The 17354-nt window shown below is 67.8% G+C and carries 17 protein-coding genes; 5 read left to right on the top strand and 12 right to left on the bottom strand.

Annotation, left to right across the window (positions count from 1 at the left end):
- The first annotated feature begins 216 nt into the window (after positions 1–216).
- Positions 217–387 carry a hypothetical protein gene (locus V7Z98_RS07300; RefSeq protein ID WP_293263791.1) on the top strand — a complete coding sequence of 57 codons (171 nt, stop codon included), beginning with the start codon at positions 217–219 and terminating at the stop codon, positions 385–387.
- Between the two features lie 271 nt (positions 388–658).
- Here the strand turns inward: V7Z98_RS07300 and V7Z98_RS07295 are convergent, their stop codons facing one another.
- The 8 genes from V7Z98_RS07295 to V7Z98_RS07260 all read right to left on the bottom strand — a co-directional run bounded on the left by V7Z98_RS07295 (position 659) and on the right by V7Z98_RS07260 (position 9012).
- Complete coding sequence (locus V7Z98_RS07295; protein ID WP_293263790.1) at positions 659–2101, bottom strand: DegQ family serine endoprotease; 1443 nt, start codon at positions 2099–2101, stop codon at positions 659–661.
- Positions 2102–2596: 495 nt separating this feature from the next.
- On the bottom strand, positions 2597–4219 hold the full coding sequence (locus V7Z98_RS07290; RefSeq protein ID WP_293263789.1) for a methyl-accepting chemotaxis protein: 1623 nt from the start codon (positions 4217–4219) through the stop codon (positions 2597–2599).
- 204 nt (positions 4220–4423) lie between these two features.
- Positions 4424–4687: a DUF2249 domain-containing protein gene (locus V7Z98_RS07285; RefSeq protein ID WP_293263788.1), complete on the bottom strand. Its 264-nt coding sequence runs from the start codon at positions 4685–4687 to the stop codon at positions 4424–4426.
- Between the two features lie 201 nt (positions 4688–4888).
- Positions 4889–6067 carry an acetyl-CoA C-acyltransferase family protein gene (locus V7Z98_RS07280; RefSeq protein WP_293263787.1) on the bottom strand — a complete coding sequence of 393 codons (1179 nt, stop codon included), beginning with the start codon at positions 6065–6067 and terminating at the stop codon, positions 4889–4891.
- A gap of 59 nt (positions 6068–6126) precedes the next feature.
- Complete coding sequence (locus tag V7Z98_RS07275) at positions 6127–7116, bottom strand: CobD/CbiB family protein (RefSeq protein WP_334157511.1); 990 nt, start codon at positions 7114–7116, stop codon at positions 6127–6129.
- 163 nt (positions 7117–7279) lie between these two features.
- Positions 7280–7933: a CoA pyrophosphatase gene (locus V7Z98_RS07270; protein WP_334157510.1), complete on the bottom strand. Its 654-nt coding sequence runs from the start codon at positions 7931–7933 to the stop codon at positions 7280–7282.
- Positions 7930–8187, bottom strand: a complete 258-nt coding sequence (locus tag V7Z98_RS07265) for a hypothetical protein (protein WP_293263785.1) — start codon at positions 8185–8187, stop codon at positions 7930–7932. The genes V7Z98_RS07270 and V7Z98_RS07265 overlap by 4 nt, the downstream gene beginning before the upstream one ends.
- Before the next feature lie 108 nt (positions 8188–8295).
- Positions 8296–9012 (bottom strand): retropepsin-like aspartic protease family protein, encoded by a 717-nt coding sequence (locus V7Z98_RS07260; protein ID WP_334157509.1) that lies wholly within the window; start codon positions 9010–9012, stop codon positions 8296–8298.
- Here V7Z98_RS07260 and V7Z98_RS07255 point away from each other — a divergent pair.
- A complete protein-coding gene (locus V7Z98_RS07255; protein WP_334157508.1) occupies positions 9011–9769 on the top strand; it encodes a type 1 glutamine amidotransferase in 759 nt (252 codons plus the stop codon). The genes V7Z98_RS07260 and V7Z98_RS07255 overlap by 2 nt on opposite strands.
- Before the next feature lie 68 nt (positions 9770–9837).
- On the opposite strand, the gene V7Z98_RS07250 is transcribed toward V7Z98_RS07255, so the two are convergent.
- On the bottom strand, positions 9838–11139 hold the full coding sequence (locus tag V7Z98_RS07250) for a Glu/Leu/Phe/Val family dehydrogenase (RefSeq protein ID WP_293263782.1): 1302 nt from the start codon (positions 11137–11139) through the stop codon (positions 9838–9840).
- 228 nt (positions 11140–11367) lie between these two features.
- On the opposite strand from V7Z98_RS07250, the gene V7Z98_RS07245 reads away from it, so the two are divergent.
- The 3 genes from V7Z98_RS07245 (at position 11368) to V7Z98_RS07235 (ending at position 13113) form a co-directional block, all read left to right on the top strand.
- Complete coding sequence (locus tag V7Z98_RS07245; protein ID WP_334157507.1) at positions 11368–11982, top strand: cytochrome b/b6 domain-containing protein; 615 nt, start codon at positions 11368–11370, stop codon at positions 11980–11982.
- A 14-nt stretch (positions 11983–11996) separates the two neighbouring features.
- A complete protein-coding gene (locus V7Z98_RS07240) occupies positions 11997–12776 on the top strand; it encodes a molybdopterin-dependent oxidoreductase (RefSeq protein WP_293263780.1) in 780 nt (259 codons plus the stop codon).
- A gap of 67 nt (positions 12777–12843) precedes the next feature.
- Complete coding sequence (locus V7Z98_RS07235) at positions 12844–13113, top strand: pentapeptide MXKDX repeat protein (RefSeq protein ID WP_293263779.1); 270 nt, start codon at positions 12844–12846, stop codon at positions 13111–13113.
- 98 nt (positions 13114–13211) lie between these two features.
- Here the strand turns inward: V7Z98_RS07235 and V7Z98_RS07230 are convergent, their stop codons facing one another.
- From V7Z98_RS07230 to nirJ, 3 genes are all read right to left on the bottom strand, one after another.
- Positions 13212–14300, bottom strand: a complete 1089-nt coding sequence (locus V7Z98_RS07230) for a linear amide C-N hydrolase (protein WP_334157506.1) — start codon at positions 14298–14300, stop codon at positions 13212–13214.
- Between the two features lie 66 nt (positions 14301–14366).
- Positions 14367–15875 (bottom strand): cytochrome D1 domain-containing protein, encoded by a 1509-nt coding sequence (locus V7Z98_RS07225; protein WP_334157505.1) that lies wholly within the window; start codon positions 15873–15875, stop codon positions 14367–14369.
- A 116-nt stretch (positions 15876–15991) separates the two neighbouring features.
- The gene (gene nirJ, locus V7Z98_RS07220) at positions 15992–17224 is read right to left on the bottom strand and encodes a heme d1 biosynthesis radical SAM protein NirJ (protein WP_334157504.1); all 1233 of its coding nucleotides are present in this window, start codon (positions 17222–17224) and stop codon (positions 15992–15994) included.
- Between the last annotated feature and the right edge of the window lie 130 nt (positions 17225–17354).

Below are 17354 nucleotides of genomic sequence, written 5' to 3'. Positions count from 1 at the left end.
GCGGACGGCAAACGCAGGCCGCCACCCTACCACCCCGGCCGGCATGGCGGGAAACGGCGGAAGGGGCGGAAGGGGCGGGCCGGAAACCCAGTACTGGCGCGGGGCACGGCTCTCCATAGCCGACTACTGTACATCCATACAGTAGTCGGCTATGATTGACGCACTGACAGGCTGCAACCCTCCCGGTCTTACCCTTCTTTCCAGGAGTCACTTGCCATGAAATTCATCCAGAAGTGGTTCGAGCAGATCGCCGGCGTATCCCAGGAAGAACGCCAGCGCTGGGCCCTGGCCCGGCAGATTTACTCCACCCAGCACATCGACGTGATGGCGCTGCAACGGCCCGCCTATTGGCGGCGCAAGGCCCGGGTGTCCGGCGTCCATCGCTGACAGGCAGACCCATACCTGCGGCCAGGTGCCCGGATGGCCTATCAATGCCGGCATCCACACGATGCCGGCAATTTTTCTGTCCAGGGCGCCCTGGCTTCCCCTGTCCGAGATTCACGGATGCTCGGCCGGCCAAGCCATGGCAACGCACCGCACCGGGCCATGAAACAAGGACGGCGCCAATTGGCGCCGTCCTGTGCGACCTAGTGCGACCTATCCAGAGCCGGCCCGATGCCGGGTCGGCCCCGTCGTTGGTCAGGTCCTCAGGCCAGTCTCAGCCCAACTCCACAGGCACGAAGATGCGGGCGTCGCCCCGCTCCACCAGCACGGCCACGCGCTTGCCCGCCTTGGCCAGCAGGGCGCGCAACTGCTCGGGGCTGGACACCCGTTCGCCATTGACCGAGAGGATGATGTCCCCGGGCTGGATGCCGGCCTTGGCCGCCGCGCCGGCGACGTTCTGCACCACCACGCCGCCGCTCACCTCGGCCTGGCGCTGCTCGTCCGGGGTCAGGGGGCGGACGGCGACGCCGAGGCGCCCCTTGGGGCCGTCCGGGTTGTCCTGGGCGGCCACCTTGGGCTCGCTGGCGGAGCCGACCTTGACCGCCACTTCCTGGGACGAACCGTGGCGCCACACTTGCAGCTTGGCCACTTCGCCGGGCCGCATGCCGGCCACGGTGGCCGCCAGGTCGCCGGAATTGACCAGCTCCTTGCCGTTGATCGCCAGCACCACGTCGCCGGGCTCCAGGCCGGCCTTGGCGGCGGGACTGCCCTTTTCCACCGAACTGACCAGGGCGCCGGCGGGCTTCTTGAGGCCGAAGGAATCGGCCAGGGACTGGTTCACCTCCTGGATGGTCACCCCCATGCGGCCGCGCTGGACCTGGCCGTTGGTGACGATCTGCTGCTCCACGTTCATTGCCACCTCGATGGGAATGGCGAAGGAAAGGCCCTGGTAGCCACCGCTGCGGGAGTAAATCTGGGAGTTGATGCCGATCACCTCACCGGCCATGTTGAACAAGGGGCCGCCGGAGTTGCCCGGGTTCACCGCCACGTCGGTCTGGATGAAGGGCACGTAGCTGCCGTCGGGCAGGTTGCGGGACTTGGCCGAAACGATGCCGGCGCTGGCGCTGTTCTCGAAGCCGAAGGGGGAGCCGATGGCCAGCACCCATTCGCCCACCCGGGCGGCGGCGGAACTGCCGATCTTCACCGTGGGCAGGCCCTTGGCGTCGATCTTGAGCACGGCCACGTCGCTGGTCTTGTCGATGCCCCGCACTTTGGCCTTGAACTCGCGCTTGTCGGTGAGCTTCACCGTCACCTCGTCGGCGCCGTCCACCACGTGGGCGTTGGTCAGGATGGTGCCGTCGGAGGAAATGATGAAGCCCGATCCGAGGCCCCGTACCGGGGTCGAGCCCTGGCCTTGCGGCCCGCGGAAGTGGCGGAAGAATTCGTAGAACGGATCGTCCGGATCGAGCTGGGGCAGACCGGCGTCGGCCACCTTGCGGGTGCCGGTGACGCTGATGTTGACCACCGCCGGGCCGTTGCGCTCGACGATGCTGCCCATGTCGGGCAGGGCCATGGGGTTGGCGGCAGCCGGGGCGGGGGCCGTCACTGCGGCGTCGGCGCGGCTGATGGCCGAAACGTGGCCGAAGGAATAGGCACCGCCCACCGCCGCCGCCAGGGACAGGGCGATCACCGACATCTTGAGCGCTTTTGCGGTCATTCTTGGTCTCCTAGAAATGCTTGGGCATGGGCTGCCGGGAGGCAGCGGGCCGTCCGCTCGGGGCGATGGGACCGCGGGCGCAACGGGATACCTTGCATAGTTGCCAAGAACGGCGCGTTTGCCAGTTGGATTTCTGCACCGGGTAGTTGCAGTTATGCAGCGATTTGTATCGTTTTGTTTTTCCTGCCCCGGCAGAGGACGAAGCGCAAACCCCTCCGCCCCACGCTGTTGGGTTGGGAAAGGCTGGGGCGGATATCCGACCCCGTCGAGATCGGGGCGCGCCTGGAAGTCCCCACTTGGCGGGTAGCGGGCTTGATCGTCCGGCCCGGCAATGGCCCGGCACGGCTCCGGGCAAGCGAGGGAAGCCATCTATAGCCGATGAAAAGCCAACGGCCGGGGCAAGCCCCGGCCGTTTCGGCATCCCCGGGCAGAACACCGGGGAGAATGATGACAACCGCGACAGCGGCGACGGGCCGCCGGGCCGCCGGGCCGCCGTCAGCCGGCGTAGCGGAAGTAACCGATCAGGCGGCGCAGTTCCCCGGCCGTGTTGCGCAGGTGGGAGACGCTCAGGCCCACGCTTTCCACGGTGCGGGCGCCGTCTTCCAGGCGGCTGGCGATGTCGGCCACGCTGCTGCTGATGTCCTGGCTGGCCTGGGATTGCTGCACCGTGGCCGAGGCGATGTGGGTGGCCATGCCGTCCACCTGGCGGGATTCACCCACCACCGCCGTCACGCCCTCCTCCAGTCCGGCGAACTCGCTATCGTGGCGGCCGATCAGGCTTTCGGCGGCCTGGATGCGGCCGGTGGCCTCCTGCGAGAGGTTGTGGATGCTGACCACGGTCTCGGTGATCTGCTGGGTTTCCTTGCGGGTGCGCTCGGCCAGCTTGCGCACTTCGTCGGCCACCACGGCGAAGCCGCGGCCAGCCTCGCCGGCCCGGGCCGCCTCGATGGCGGCGTTGAGGGCGATCAGGTTGGTCTGGTCGGCCACTTCCTGGATGGCCTGAGTGATGCGGCCGATCTGGGCCAGGGACTGGCCGAGCACCGCCAGGGTCTGGTTGGCATCCCCCACCGCCTCGACCACCGCCGTGGAAGCATTGCGCCCCTCGCGCATGCGGCTGCTGACCTCGCCCATGCGGTCCCGGGTGGAGGCTGCCGCGTCGGCGGTGCGGGCGGCGTCCCCCGCCACTTCCTGCACCGTCACGCTCATTTCCTCGATGGCCGCGGCAATGCGCCCGGCCGCCTCGGACTGGGCCGACGACTGCTGGGCCACCCGGTCCATGTCGGCGGCCAGCAGGTCGGCGTTGCCGCCCACCTGGTCGGCCATCTCGGCAATCTCAGCGAGCATCACCTTGAGGTGGGACTGGGTGGTGAGCAGACCGTCGAGCAGGGTACCCACCTCGTCGCGGCGGGTGTGGCGGATCAGCTCGGACAGGTCGCCCTGGGCAATGCGGTCCAGGCTGGATTCGACCCGGCGGAAGGCGGCGAAGATGTCCCGGTGCACCCAGGCCATGGCGCCGCCAGCAAGCAGCCCCCCCAGGGTCAGCCCCTGGATCAGGTAGCGCTCCAGGCCGGCGTCCAGGCCCAGGTCCTGGCCAAACCAACTCAATACGCCGGACAGCACCATCGCCCCCATCACCCCGGCGGTGGCCAGCCCCAAGCGCGCGCTCAGGCCGAAGCGAGCACGGGAGCGGGGCTTGGGCAGGCTTCCCCCGGTTTCATTCAGGCGGGTGTACAGCGCCTCGGCGGCGGCGATCTGCTCCCGGGACGGGGCAGTGCGCACCGACATGTAGCCGATGGTCTGGTTGTCCTGACGTACCGGCACCACCAGGGCGTCCACCCAGTAGTGGTCGCCGCTCTTGCAGCGGTTCTTGACGATGCCGCGCCAGGGGCGTCCCACCTTGAGGGTGTCCCACAGGTTCTGGAAGGCCTGGGGCGGCATGTCCGGGTGGCGCACCACGTTGTGGCTGTGGCCGATCAGCTCCTCCCGGGTAAAGCCGGACAGCTCGACGAAGGCGTCGTTGGCGTAGGTGGTGATCCCCTTCAGATCGGTCTTGGAAACGATGTACTTGCCCGCCGGAAACGGGGTTTCCGCCCCCGTGACCGGAAAATTCTTTTTCATATGCCGACACTCCCTGAAACCGTATTACACATTATGCCAAATGTTTACTTATTCTGAATGACAAATCACAGCCGAACTACCGGCACACGTTGCAATAAACGGGCCAGAAATCAGAACCTTACCAATGCACCACTACGGTGCGATTAAAAAGAAAAACCCCCGAACGAATCGGGGGCCAAAGGGGGGTAAGACGGTAAGGCGGGATCAGCCTTGGACCCGGAAGTCGATGACGATTTCGCCGGGTTCGCGTTGAACGTACTGGATCGCCACCCGGTCGCCGAAGAACTGGTTGATCTGGGCCAGCAGCGGCAGGGGATCGTGGTCGTTGCAGAAACGCATGGTCTCGCCGGGCTGGAGGGCGTCCAGGGCACCGAAGATGGCGGCGTGGCGGAAGCGCTTGGCGACGCCCCGGGCGTCGAAACCGTAGATGCCGTCCTGGATGACGGGGATGGAACAATCGTGGGCCATGGGATTCCTCGGCTGGGGGTTGAATTCCCGACAATTTTTGTCGGGTACTCCCTCCGGCGCCTTGATTCCCATCAATTCGCCGACCGTCCCGCCCCTCCCCTGCCTTGGACAGCCGGGGCGCAAACAAAAACGGCATACCCCGAAGGGTATGCCGTTCGGCCGCAAAGCGCTCCCAGCCAAGGGCCGGGAGGCCGCGCGGGATCAGAGACGCTCGAAAATCGCCGCGATGCCCTGGCCGCCGCCGATGCACATGGTCACCAGGGCGTACTTGCCGCCCACGCGCTGCAACTCGTACAGGGCCTTGGTGGCGATAAAGGCGCCGGAGCAGCCCACCGGGTGACCCAGGGCGATGGCGCCGCCGTTGGGGTTGGTCTTGACCGGGTCGAGGCCCAGGCCCTTGGAGACGGCGATGGCCTGGGCGGCGAAGGCTTCGTTGGACTCGATCACGTCCATCTGGTCCAGGGACAGGCCGGCCTTCTTCAGCGCCAGCTTGGTCGCCGGGATCGGGCCTTCGCCCATCACGTCGTTGGGCACGCCGGCCACAGCGTAGGAAACCAGGCGGGCCATGGGCTTGTAGCCGGACTTGGCGGCCGCGGCGGCCTCGGCCAGGACGAAGAAGGCCGCACCGTCGTTGATGCCGGAGGCATTGCCGGCGGTGACGGAGCCGTCCTTCTTGAAGGCCGGCTTCATCTTGGCCAGGGACTCCATGGTGGTGGCCCGGGGATGCTCGTCGGTGTCGAACACCACGTCGCCCTTGCGGCTTTGCAGGGTGATGGGGACGATCTGGGACTTGAAGCGGCCCTCGGCGATGGCCTTGGCGGCGCGGGTCTGGGATTCCAGGGCGAGAGCGTCCTGCTCTTCGCGGCTGATGTTCCACTTGGTCGCCAGATTCTCGGCGGTGATGCCCATGTGGCCCACGCCGAAGGGATCGGTGAGCACCGCCACCATCATGTCGATGGCCTTGGTGTCGCCCATGCGGGCGCCGGAGCGCAGGGCGGGCATCATGTAGCCGCCACGGGACATGACTTCGACGCCGCCGCCGATGCCGTACTCACAGTCGCCGAGCAGGATGTTCTGGGCGGTGGAGACGATGGCCTGGAGGCCGGAGGAGCACAGGCGGTTGACCTGCATGGCCACGGAATCCATGGACAGGCCGGCCTGGATGGAGGCCACGCGGGGCACGTAGGCGTAGCGGGAGTCGGTGGGAACGCAGTTGCCGACGGTGACGTAGTTGATCTGCTGCGGATCCACGCCGGAACGGGCCACGGCTTCCTTCATCACCAGGCCGCCCAGTTCGGCGGGCTCAAGGGTGCTCAGGGAACCGCCGAAGCCACCGATGGCGGAACGGACAGCGCTCAGGACAACAACTTCTTTGCTCATGAAACTCCCTCCTAGTAAAACCTTTGGGAAAACCGCTGCCCGCGCCTAACCTCCGGCGCCTAGCCGACCCAGCTGGCCAGCCCCAGCAGCAGCAACAAGAACAACCACAGCACCAGGGCCCGCCAGACCAGGCCCACCGCGCTTTGCAGCGAATCCACGTCGGCGTCGTCGCCCACACCCAGCTCGGCCCGGTCGATGAGCTCGCCCCCTTCCGTCAGGGGCTGGCCCAGGCGGATGCCCAGGGCGCCGGCGCCGGCCGCCAGGACGATGCCCAACTGGCCTTGGCCCCAGGCCGCAGCCTGGGTGCGCCAGCAGTAGGCGGCGTCCTCGAAATTGCCGACGATGGCAAAGATGAAGGCCGTCACCCGGGCCGGCAGCCAGTCGATGATGGCAAACGATTGTTGCGCAAATTCGCCGAAGCGGCCGAATTCGAGCGTCGCCACCGCCACGCTGCCGTCCACACCCGGAGACGACTCCCCAAGTCGAGACCCTGCGGCGAGATCGGCACGGCGGCCCCAGCGGTCCGCCAGGTGGGCCGCCAGCCGGTACAGCACGGCGCCCATGGGGCCGGGCAGCAGCACGAACCAGAAAACCACGGCGAAAACGTGGCGGTAGGCAGCGGCCAGCCCTTCTTCAATGGTCACCCGGGCGATCTCGTCGGACGAGAAGGATTCGGCGCTGCGGCCGCGCCAGGCGGTCAGCAATTCCCGTGCCCGGGGCAGGTCGCCCAAGCGCAAGGCCAGCTGGATGTCGGTGACGTAGTGGCTGAACTGGCGGAACCCCATGGTCAGGTACAGCACTGCCACGTTCCAGGCCCAGCCGAGCAGGGGCGACACCTTGCAGAGCAGGAAGAACACCAGCCAGGAGCCGCCGGCCAGCAGCACGGCCAGAATCGCCCAGGCGAACAGGCCGTGGCGGTATTCCCCGGCGTTGAGATGGCCTTCCAGGAAATCGGCGAAGCGGTCGAGGGGGGCCAGAATCAGCCGCCGGTCGGCGAGGGGGCGCACCTGCTCGATCAGCAGGGCGGCAATCAGGGAAAACAGGCTCATCGTTGTCTGCTGGACCGGCCGCCCCGGGACATGCCAGAGGGGGCTCGGCCTTCTTGGAAAAATTCAGGGCGGGTGATGAGAATCACCCCTCAAGATAACACAACACGCCCGCCGCCCCGTCGGAAAGCGGCGCCCGGCGCGGATTCCGGCCCTGGACGGAAGATCAGCGCCCTTCGCCGCGCAGGGCGGCCAGGGCGTCGGCCAGGGCCACGATCATGCCGGCCGTGGCTCCCCAGATATAGCGCTCGCCGTAAGGCAGCGCGTAGTAGTAGCGCTGCCGCCCCTGCCACTCCCGGGCGTGGCGCTGGCGGTTGGCAGGGTCGAGCAAAAAGGCCAGGGGCACCTCGAACACCTCGTCCACCTCCCGGGCGTCCGGAACCAGGTCGAAGGGCGGAGTGAGCAGGCCCACCACCGGGGTGATGCGGAACCCGGTGACGGTGAAGTATTCGGGCAGGTAGCCGAGCACCTCGACGGCACTGCGCGGCAGGCCGATCTCTTCCTCGGTCTCGCGCAAGGCGGTGTCCAGGAGCGTAGGGTCCTCCGGCTCCACCTGGCCGCCGGGAAAGCTGATCTGGCCGGCATGGGCCGACAGGTGGGGGGTGCGCTGGGTAAGCAGGACCGACGGCCCGGCGTCGTGGCGCACGATGGGAAAGAGTACCGCCGCGGGCCGCAGCCCGGCCGGGTCCACCCCGGGTTCGCGGATTTCGCCCTGGCGCGGCAGGGGCTGGAGGGCGTGGCGCAGTTCGTCGGCGGAGGGGATGAGCAGGGCGCTAGAGGCAGCGGATGCGGCGGAAAGCGGCCCGGCGGGCAAGGTCACTGCAGAGCCTCCGGCTCCTCGATCTCGGCGTTGACCGAATCCAGGGCGTCCTTGAGGGTTTCGTCGGGCAGGCCGTTGATGGTGGTGGCCACCATATCGGCGGCCTCAATGGCCTTCACCGGCAGGCGCTTGCTGTCGAGGCCGGCGATCAGGACCGCCGCGGCGCCGGCCACCTGGAGAAGCTGACGGCGCTCGCCCATGAGCATTTCGAGTTCCTGTCGCAGCAGGGCGATTTCAGCATCGCGGTGGGGCATGTATGTCTCCTTGCGGCGGCCGGGGCCGCTCGTCGTTGCGTTGTTGTCGGTGGGGCACGCGCTGCGCGCCCGGCGGATCGAGTGTAAGTGAGTGGCGGACGGTGCCGCTCAAAAGCGTTTCTTCAGGGTCATCCGGTCGCCGTCCCGCTGCATCTCGAAGCGGTTGAGCGCGCTCATGCCGAGCAGGACGAAGGGCATGTCGGAGGAGGTCACCTCGGCGTCCACGTTATGCACCGTCACCTCGCCGATGCGCAGGGAATCGATCTTGATCCGGGAGGTGCGCACCGTGCCGTTGGCGGTCTGGGAATAGCCAGCCTCGCCGTTGCGGGCTTCCAGCCCCAGGCGGCGGGCCTCCTGGGCGCCAATCACCACGTTGGTGGCGCCAGTATCCACCATGAAGCGGGTGGCGACGCCGTTGATTGCCCCGCCGCCGATGAAGTGGCCGCGCAGGTCGGCGTTGAGGGTCACGGAGGTGCCGCCGCTGTCGCCGCTCATGGACGTCTGCTGGCCGATGCGCACCACCCGGCGCTTGCCGTCCACCTCCAGGGTGGCCCGTTCGCCGTCCACCCCCAGCACCTTGATGCCCTCCGGCGTCTTGCCGCCCACCGGAACGGTGCGCGGGGCGCCGTTGTTGATCACCAGGATGGCCTTGCCGGGAAAGATACCGGCCACCCCCACGTCCACCGCCCCGACCGGGCCGGCGAGCAGGGAACCAAGCAGCAGCAGGACCAGGGAACCAGGCCCGGCGGGCCGGGACGAATGACGAACGGGACGGCTAGAATCGGAGCCCTCGCCCCGTCTATCCATCATGGAAACCCGTGCCATGCGTCCCGTTGCCATTTTTCGTCATTTCCCCTCGGAAGGTCCGGGCTATTTTGCCACATTCCTCGACGCCCACCGCATCCCCTGGACCCTGATCGCCATCGACCGAAACGACCCGGTGCCGCGGGTTTCCGGAGAATTGGGGGAATCCGGCAGCGCCGCGTCAGCTCCCTCTCGCTTTCCCTATTCCGGGCTGTGCTTCATGGGCGGGCCGATGAGCGTGAACGACCCGCTGCCGTGGATCGACGACGCCTGCGCCCTGATCCGCCAGGCAGCCGCCGCCGGGGTACCGGTGATCGGCCACTGCCTGGGCAGCCAGTTGATGGCCAAGGCCCTGGGTGGCACGGTGGGGGCCAATCCGGTCAAGGAGATCGGCTGGGGGCCGATCGAGGCGTCTGCCGGCCCGGCGGCCCGGCACTGGCTGGGCGGCATCGCCGCCGCCCCGGTGTTCCACTGGCACGGCGAAACCTTCACCCTGCCGCCGGGGGCCGAGCGCCTGGCGGCAAGCCCGGCCTGCGCCAACCAGATGTTCGCCCTCGGGCCCCATCTGGGCATGCAGTGCCACGTGGAGATGACCCCGGAGATGATCGCCGAGTGGAGCCTGGCCTGGCCCGGCGAGGTGGCCGGGCTCGATCCCCTGCCCCCGTCGGTGCAGACCCCGGAGCGGATGAGCGAGGACACGCCGCGCCACCTGCCGGCCATGCGCGCCCTGGCCGACCGGCTCTACGGCGAGTGGATCAAGGGCCTGGCCCGGGACTGAAGCCCCCCCGGCCCCACTGCCCCGGCGCCCGGGGCAACCGGGGCAACCGGGGCAACCGGGGCATCAGATCACGGGTACAGGCCGCGCATCGCCCGGGCGCGCAGCACCCGGGTGGCGCCCACCGCGTAGGCGGCGGTGCGCAGGGCGATGCCCTTGGAGTCGGCCACCTCCCATACCGCGGCGAAGGCATCGGCCATGATCCGGTCGAGGCGCTCGTCGATCTCGGCCTCGCTCCAAAAGAAGCTGTAGATGTCCTGGACCCACTCGAAGTAGCTCACCGTCACTCCGCCGGCGTTGGCCACCACGTCGGGGCAGACCAGCACGTTGCGCTCCTTGAACACCTCGTCGGCCTCCGGCAGGGTCGGGCCGTTGGCCCCTTCCACCACCATCCGCGCCGTGATGCGCTTGGCCCGGGCCGGGGTGATCTGGGCTTCCAGGGCGGCAGGCACCAGGATGTCGCAGTCCACGTCCCAGAACCGCTCATCGTCGATCGACTCGGCCCCGGGAAAGCCCGCCAGCCCGCCGCTGGCGCGGCGGTGGGTCTGGAGGGCCTGGGGGTCCAGGCCGGCGCCGCTGTAGACCGAGCCGGAGACGTCCTGCACGGCGACGATCTTGGCCCCGGCGTTGTGGAAGACGCGGGCCGCCGCGTCGCCCACGTTGCCGAAGCCCTGGATCGCCACCCGGGCGCCCTTCATTTCCAGGCCGATGCGCCGCGCTGCCTCCCGCGCCACCACGAACACACCCCGGCCGGTGGCGTCGTGGCGCCCCAGGCTGCCCCCCAGGGAAATGGGCTTGCCGGTGACTACCCCGGTGATGGTGGCGCCCTGGTCCATGGAATAGGTGTCCATCATCCAGGCCATCACCTGCTCGTTGGTCCCCACGTCCGGCGCCGGAATGTCCTTGTCCGGCCCGAGCAGGATGTTCACCTCCGAGGTGTAGCGCCGCGTCAGGCGCTCCAGCTCGCCCCGGGACAGGGTACCGGGCTCGACCCGCACCCCGCCCTTGGCGCCGCCGAAGGGCACGTTCACCACCGCGTTCTTGATGGTCATCCAGGCCGACAGGGCCATCACTTCCGAGAGGGTCACGTCCTGGTGGTAGCGGATGCCTCCCTTGCCCGGCCCCCGGGAGGTGTTGTGCTGCACCCGGTAGCCCTCGTAGTGGGCATAGCTGCCGTCGTCACGGCGGATCGGCACGTCCACGATCAGGATGCGCTTGGGCCGGCGCAAGGTCTCGACGTGGGGCTGGAGCGACTCTTCCAGCATCGGCACCACCTTTTCCACCTGGGCCAGGTAGGTCGCCCAGGGGCCGAGGGTATCGGCGGACAGGTAGGAAGGCAGGGTATCAAGGTAGGGCTTGAGGCTGGCGGTCATGGCGGCTCCTCGTCGTTGTTTGCCGATGAGACAGCCGGCGCCGGGCGGGGTTCGTCCCCAGGCCGGCACCGGCGCGGGATCGTGTAAGGAATCGGCCGGTTCCCCGACCAAGGGACAGGAAACCGGCGGAACAGCGAACCGGCCGGCCCTTTCGCTGTCTCCGTCAATACAACCGCCCGCTCCTGCGGGTGGGGATTACGCGCCGCACGGCGGCACGGGATGAAGGCCATGGCAACGACGACAATGCACGACCCGGCCCGGGAACCGATCCACCCCGGCTGGCTGCGCCTCACCCACTGGATCAACGCCCTGGCCGTGATCGTGCTGGTGCTGAGCGGCTGGCGCATCTACGACGCCTCGCCGATCTTCCATTTCGCCTTTCCCCACGGCATCACCCTGGGGGGCTGGCTGGGGGGCGCCCTGCTCTGGCACTTCGCCGCCATGTGGGTGCTGGCGTTCAATGGGCTGGTCTACCTGGCGCTCAACCTGGCCACCGGCCGGCTGTGGCACAAGTTCTTCCCCCTACGCCCCCGGGATCTGCTCCACGACCTGGGCGCCGCCCTGCGCGGCCACCTGGCTCACGACGACCTGCGCCGTTACAACGCGGTGCAGAAGCTCGCCTACCTGTTCGTGATCGCCGACACGGTGCTGATCGTCCTGTCCGGGCTGGTGGTGTGGAAGTCGGTCCAGTTCCCCCTGTTGCGGGAACTGATGGGCGGCTTCGACAACGCCCGGGTAGTGCATTTCTTCGCCATGGCCGGTCTGGTGGCCTTCTTCGCGGTGCACGTGGTCATGGTGGCCCTGGTGCCGCGCACCCTGCGCGCCATGATCCGCGGCCGCTGATCCGGGAGACGACCATGAGATTGCGCCGCCCTTCCTTGCTTTCCCCCCGGGACCGGGACGCCCTGCTCAAGGACGCCCTGGCCGAACTGCCGGCCCCGGCCCGGCGCCTCTTCCTCAAGCGCGGCCTGACCCTGGGCGGGCTGTCGCTCCTGACCGGCTGCTCGGTGGTGGACGAGGACTCGGCCGAGCGCCTGCTGGTGCACGTCTCGCGCTTCAACGACCGGGTCCAGGCCTGGCTGTTCGACCCCAACCGGCTGGCCCCCACCTACCCGGAGTCGATGATGACCCGGCCCTTCCCCTTCAACGCCTTCTACGGCCGCGACGAGGTGCCCGAGGTGGATGGCGACGACTACCGCCTCGAAGTGGGCGGGCTGGTGACGGACAAGCATGCCTGGTCCCTGCCCGAGCTGTACGCCCTGCCCCAGGCCGACCAGGTGACGCGGCACATCTGCGTCGAGGGCTGGAGCGCCATCGGCAAGTGGGGCGGGGTGCCCTTCGCCACCTTCCTCAAGCGCATCGGCGCCGACCTTAGCGCCAAGTACGTGGGGTTCGAGTGCGCCGACGACTACTACACCAGCATCGACATGGCCACGGCCCTGCATCCCCAGACCCTGCTCACCTTCACCTACGACGGCAAGACCCTGCCGCCGGAGTACGGCTACCCGATGAAGCTGCGCATGCCCACCAAGCTCGGCTACAAAAACCCCAAGCACATCGTCGCCCTGACGGTCACCAACACCTACCCCGGCGGGTACTGGGAAGACCAGGGCTACAACTGGTTCGGCGGCAGCTGAGCGATCGGCTGCCCTGAAATCGCGGCATCCGGCCGCTCGTTCGTTTCAACCCACTAGGAGTACTGACATGTCTAAACTGCTTGCCACCCTGCTTGCCTCCTGTTTCCTCATGGTCGGTTTCCAGGCCCACGCCCAGGACACCATGAAAAAGGACGCCATGAGCAAAGACGGAATGGCCAAGGACGAAATGAAGAAGGACGACATGGCCAAGGACAGCATGGCCAAGAAGCCCCACAAGGCGGCCAAGAAGCACACCATGGAAAAGGGCGCCATGGAAAAAGGGGAGAAGGGCGATATGGGCAAAGGGGACATGGGCAAGGACGAGATGAAGAAGTAGCCCCCCAAGCGAAACGCCCCGCCGCCGGGTCATCCAGCGTCGGGGCGTTTTCATTGGACCGCACCGGCCGCGCAAGGGCGCCACCGGCCGGGCCGGCGTCAAATCCCCAGGAAGCGGAAGGGCGCGGCCTCCTTGAACTGGGCGTTGGCCATGCCGGCGTAGACGTGGGTCTGGTTGGGGCCCAGGTCGAGCTTCATCACCTTGCCGCTCTTTGCGGAAAAATCCAGCCGGGCCAGGTCGACCCAGAAGACGTTCGGCGTCAGCACCGACTCGAAGAAATACAGCTTGCGCTTGTGGTCGGCGACGGTGCGCCAGCGCGTCGAGGAGATGTTGGGCTGGTCCGGCGTGGTGATGCCGAACGGCACCGAGACGTTGCGTATCACGCTGAAGGCGCTGGCGATGGTCTGGACCGGGTCCGGGGTCTTGGGGATCGCATTCACGTAGAAGGAGGCCCGGGCAAAACGGTCGGCGGCCCGGTTCGTGCCGGGCAGCATGACGGTGCCGCCGATCTGCCGCCAGTACTGGTTCAGCGCCAGCTGCTGCTCGAAGGTCGGCGAATTGGTCATCACCTGGTAGTCGCGGCTGTGGTGGATGACCTGCTTGCCATCGATGTATTCGACGATGGCGCTGTCGCCGCTGGCGTCGGAAAGGGACAGGTGCAGGGTGGCGAGCCGGTCTTCGCCCGGCACCTGGCTGGTGACGATCGTGAACGGCTCTTTCGTCAGGATATCGACCGCCTCCTGCACCGTGGCGAAATTGTCGAGCGCATATTGGGCCCAGGCGGCCAGGGACAGGCCGGAGCGCTTGCCGTCGAACGTCGGGTAGGAGGATTCGACCAGCCACAGCACGTTGGCCACCAGCCCCGCCTCGTTCATGCCGTCGGTGGTGGAAATATCGTAGCCCGAGGCGATCACGCTACCGTATTTCGACGTCCAGCGAATCGAGCTCGGCCCCGCCTCCCCGGACCGCTTCATGCCCCGCGGAAAGACCCACAGGTTGGTCGCCACGTCGCTCTTCCAGTCCATGGAGCGGGCGGTGATCACCTGATCGTCGGCGCCGCGGTAGATGAAGCGGGTGCAGGCCTCCGCCAGGGAGGCCGCGAGCAGGCCCGACGACACGAGCAGGGCGGCGCAGATCGAGGAGAGGGAGGACGGCGAGAAAGACGACGAACGGCGTTTGACGGTCATGGTTTCCCTCGGGTTGGCGCCCCTGCCCCGGCAGCGCATCGGCCACCGGAGCAGGGGCGGTGCCCGTCAGTGGCTGGTGCCTTCCGACAGGGTAGTCTTGTTATAGACGTTGTACTTGCCCACGGGCTTTTTCATCGGAATGCGCTTCACCTCCTTGAGGGTGGCCGCATCGAACACGATCAGGGCGCCGTCCTGCTCCCACAGGCTGGCCAGCACGTACTTGCCGTAGCGGTCGAACTCCACGTGGGCCAGAGTCTTGCCCGGCTCGGGGCGCAGCTTGGCCACCACTTCCAGGGTGCGCTTGTCGATCACCTGCAAGGTGTCGCGGCCCTCCGGGCTCATCATCGAATCGACCCAGGCGTAGGGCGACTTCTCGTGGCTGCGCAGGAAGAAGCCGGGGCCCAGGGTGGGGATGGTGGCCACGGTCTTCCAGGTGTCGGTGTCGATCACCGTGACCTTGCCCGAGCTCAGGTTGGGCGAGGCCATCACCCGCTTGCCCTGCCAGTCGAAGGTGATGCCCGAGCCCAGGTGGGGCATGCCGGAGAGGTCCAGGTCGGCGATCTTGCGCCGCACGTCCAGGTTCACCACCTGGCCCTTGGTGGCCTCCCGGGAGGCGCCGAGCAGGTTCACGTAGTCCTGGGTGAAGAAGAAGTCGTCGAGCACCTGGTCGAGCTTGATGCGGCGCGGGGTGAACTGGCCCGGCAGGGGGTTGCCCTCGCGCATGCGGTAGTCGTGCACCAGCCCTTCCCACACTTCCGGGGCGTTCTTGTCGTAGCGGATCTCCCAGGCTTCGGGCACATCCTTCAAGGCCACCACGAAGCTATGGCGCGGCGCGGCGGTATACACGGCGGACACCCGGCTGCTCTGCTTGCCGGTGGCGTCGGTGACCGGGTAGATGCGCCGCACCGACAAGTCCTTGGCCGACAGCAGCACCAGGGTGCGGGGCAGGTAGTTGGCCACCATCACCCACTCGCCGTCGGCGGACACGGCCACGTTGCGGGTGTTGAGCCCGGCGCGGATCTCGCCCACGGTCTTGAGGTTCCACAAGTCGTACTTGGTCACCCAGCCGTCGCGGCTGGCAAAGAATACGTAGCGCCCGTCCTTGGTGAACTTCGGCCCGCCGTGCAAAGCGTAGCGGCTCTGGAAGCGGTGGATCGGCTCCAGCTTGTCGCCGTCGAGCACCGAGACGTGGTGGTCGCCGGTCTCCACCACCAGAAAGAGGTTCATCGGGTCGGCGGCAAACACCGGCTTGGCCGGCAGCTTGTCGGCGTCCGGCAGCAGCCAGCGCGAGGCGGCCATGTCGGCCTCGCTCCAGGTCGGCGCCGGCACCACCGGGGTGTAGATCCAGTCCGCCAGGGCCTTGATCTGGTCGGCCGAAAGCCGGTCGGCGAAGGGCAGCATCTGGGTGGCCGGGCGGCCCTGGCCGATGACCTTGAGCGCCTCGGCCTTCTTCAGCCGCTCCAGGCTTTCCGGCAACAGGGCCGGACCGGTGCCGCCGGTGCGGCTGGCGCCGTGGCAGCTGGCGCAGTGGGTGGCGAACAGGGCTGCGGGGTCGCTGGCCGCAGCCGCTGCCATACGGGGCGAAGCGGTGGTGACGGCATCTTGTGCCTGGGCGGCGGCGAAGGGCGCTGCGCAAAGCCCTGCCAGGAGAACCAATAGGGACGCGGGTTTCAGAGGAGGCATCGCTAACCTCAAGAATTGACGGGGGTGAGCGGGATGGCATCCCGGAGCGCCTTATCCGGCGCGGCGTTCGCGGCATCGCCCCGGGCAGACTGCCAGCCCGGCGGCAGACCGATCTCATCGTCGGCCAGGTAGCAGCCCGGGTCCTCGCTCCACGGATCGCCGGTCAGCTGCTGGGCGCGCACCCGGGTGTTGCCGTTGCAGATGGCCAGGTGGGCGCAGGCGCCGCAGCGTCCGGTGACCGCCCGGGGGTGCTGCTTGAGGCCGGCCAGGAGCGGGTCGGACAGATCGGTCCAGATCTCGGAGAACGGCCGCTCCTTGACGTTGCCCAGGGTGTGATGCCACCACATGGTGTCCGGATGCACGTTGCCCAGGTTGTCGATGTTGGCCACGTTCACGCCGCTGGAGTTGCCGCCCCACTGGGTCAGTTTGGCCCGGATGTGCTCGGCCTTGTCGGGAAAGCGGCGGGCTACCCAGTGGAGGAAATACACCCCGTCGGCGTCGTTGTTGCCGGTGGTGAATTCCTTGGCCTCGCCCTTTTCCACCCCGGCCCAGCAGCGCTCGAACAGCATGTCCATGGCCGCCCGGGTGCTCTGGTGGTGGGCGTCGGTCTTGCGGTTGCGGTTACCCCGGCCGGCGTAGTTGAGGTGGCTGAAGTAGAAGCGGTCGATGCCCTCCTCCTCCACCAGGTCGAGCAGCCCGGGCAGGTCGTGGGCGTTGTCCTGGGTCATGGTGTAGCGCACCCCGACCTTGAGCCCCCGGTCGCGGCACAGGCGCACGCCGTGTAACGATTTCTCGAAGGCGCCGTCCATGCGGCGGAAGCGGTCGTGGGTTTCGCGGATGCCGTCCAGGGAGACTCCCACGTAGTTGAAGTCCAGCTCGGCGATGCGGTCGATGTTGGACTCGTCGATCAGGGTGCCGTTGGACGACAGGCCGACGTAGAAGCCCATGGCCTTAGCCCGGGCGGCGATCTCCCAGATGTCGTGGCGCAGCAGGGGCTCGCCGCCGGAGAGGATCAGCACCGGTACGCGGAAGCCCTTCAGGTCGTCCATCACCGAAAACACCTGGGCGGTGGACAGCTCGCCGGGAAAATCCTTGTCGGCGGAGATCGAATAGCAGTGCTTGCAGGTGAGGTTGCAGCGGCGGATCAAGTTCCAGATCACCACCGGCCCGGGGGGCGGGCGGCGCGGCCCCACCGGGGTGGGAGCGACCAGTTCCTGCAGGTATTGGGTGATGCGAAACATGGAGCCCTCCGGGTTATGCGGCGCATGGCAGGCAGCGCAAAGAATAGGTCAGCCGGGCGGCGGGCGTAAGGCCCGCTGTGGCGGAGCGCCTCGTGAGCGCATTACACCGCCGCACGCCGCGCCCGGCGTT

Source organism: Oryzomicrobium sp. (assembly GCF_036820405.1).
Classification (GTDB): domain Bacteria; phylum Pseudomonadota; class Gammaproteobacteria; order Burkholderiales; family Rhodocyclaceae; genus Oryzomicrobium.
The sequence above is the reverse complement of the archived record's forward strand: the minus strand, read 5'-3'. Positions and strand labels throughout refer to the sequence as shown.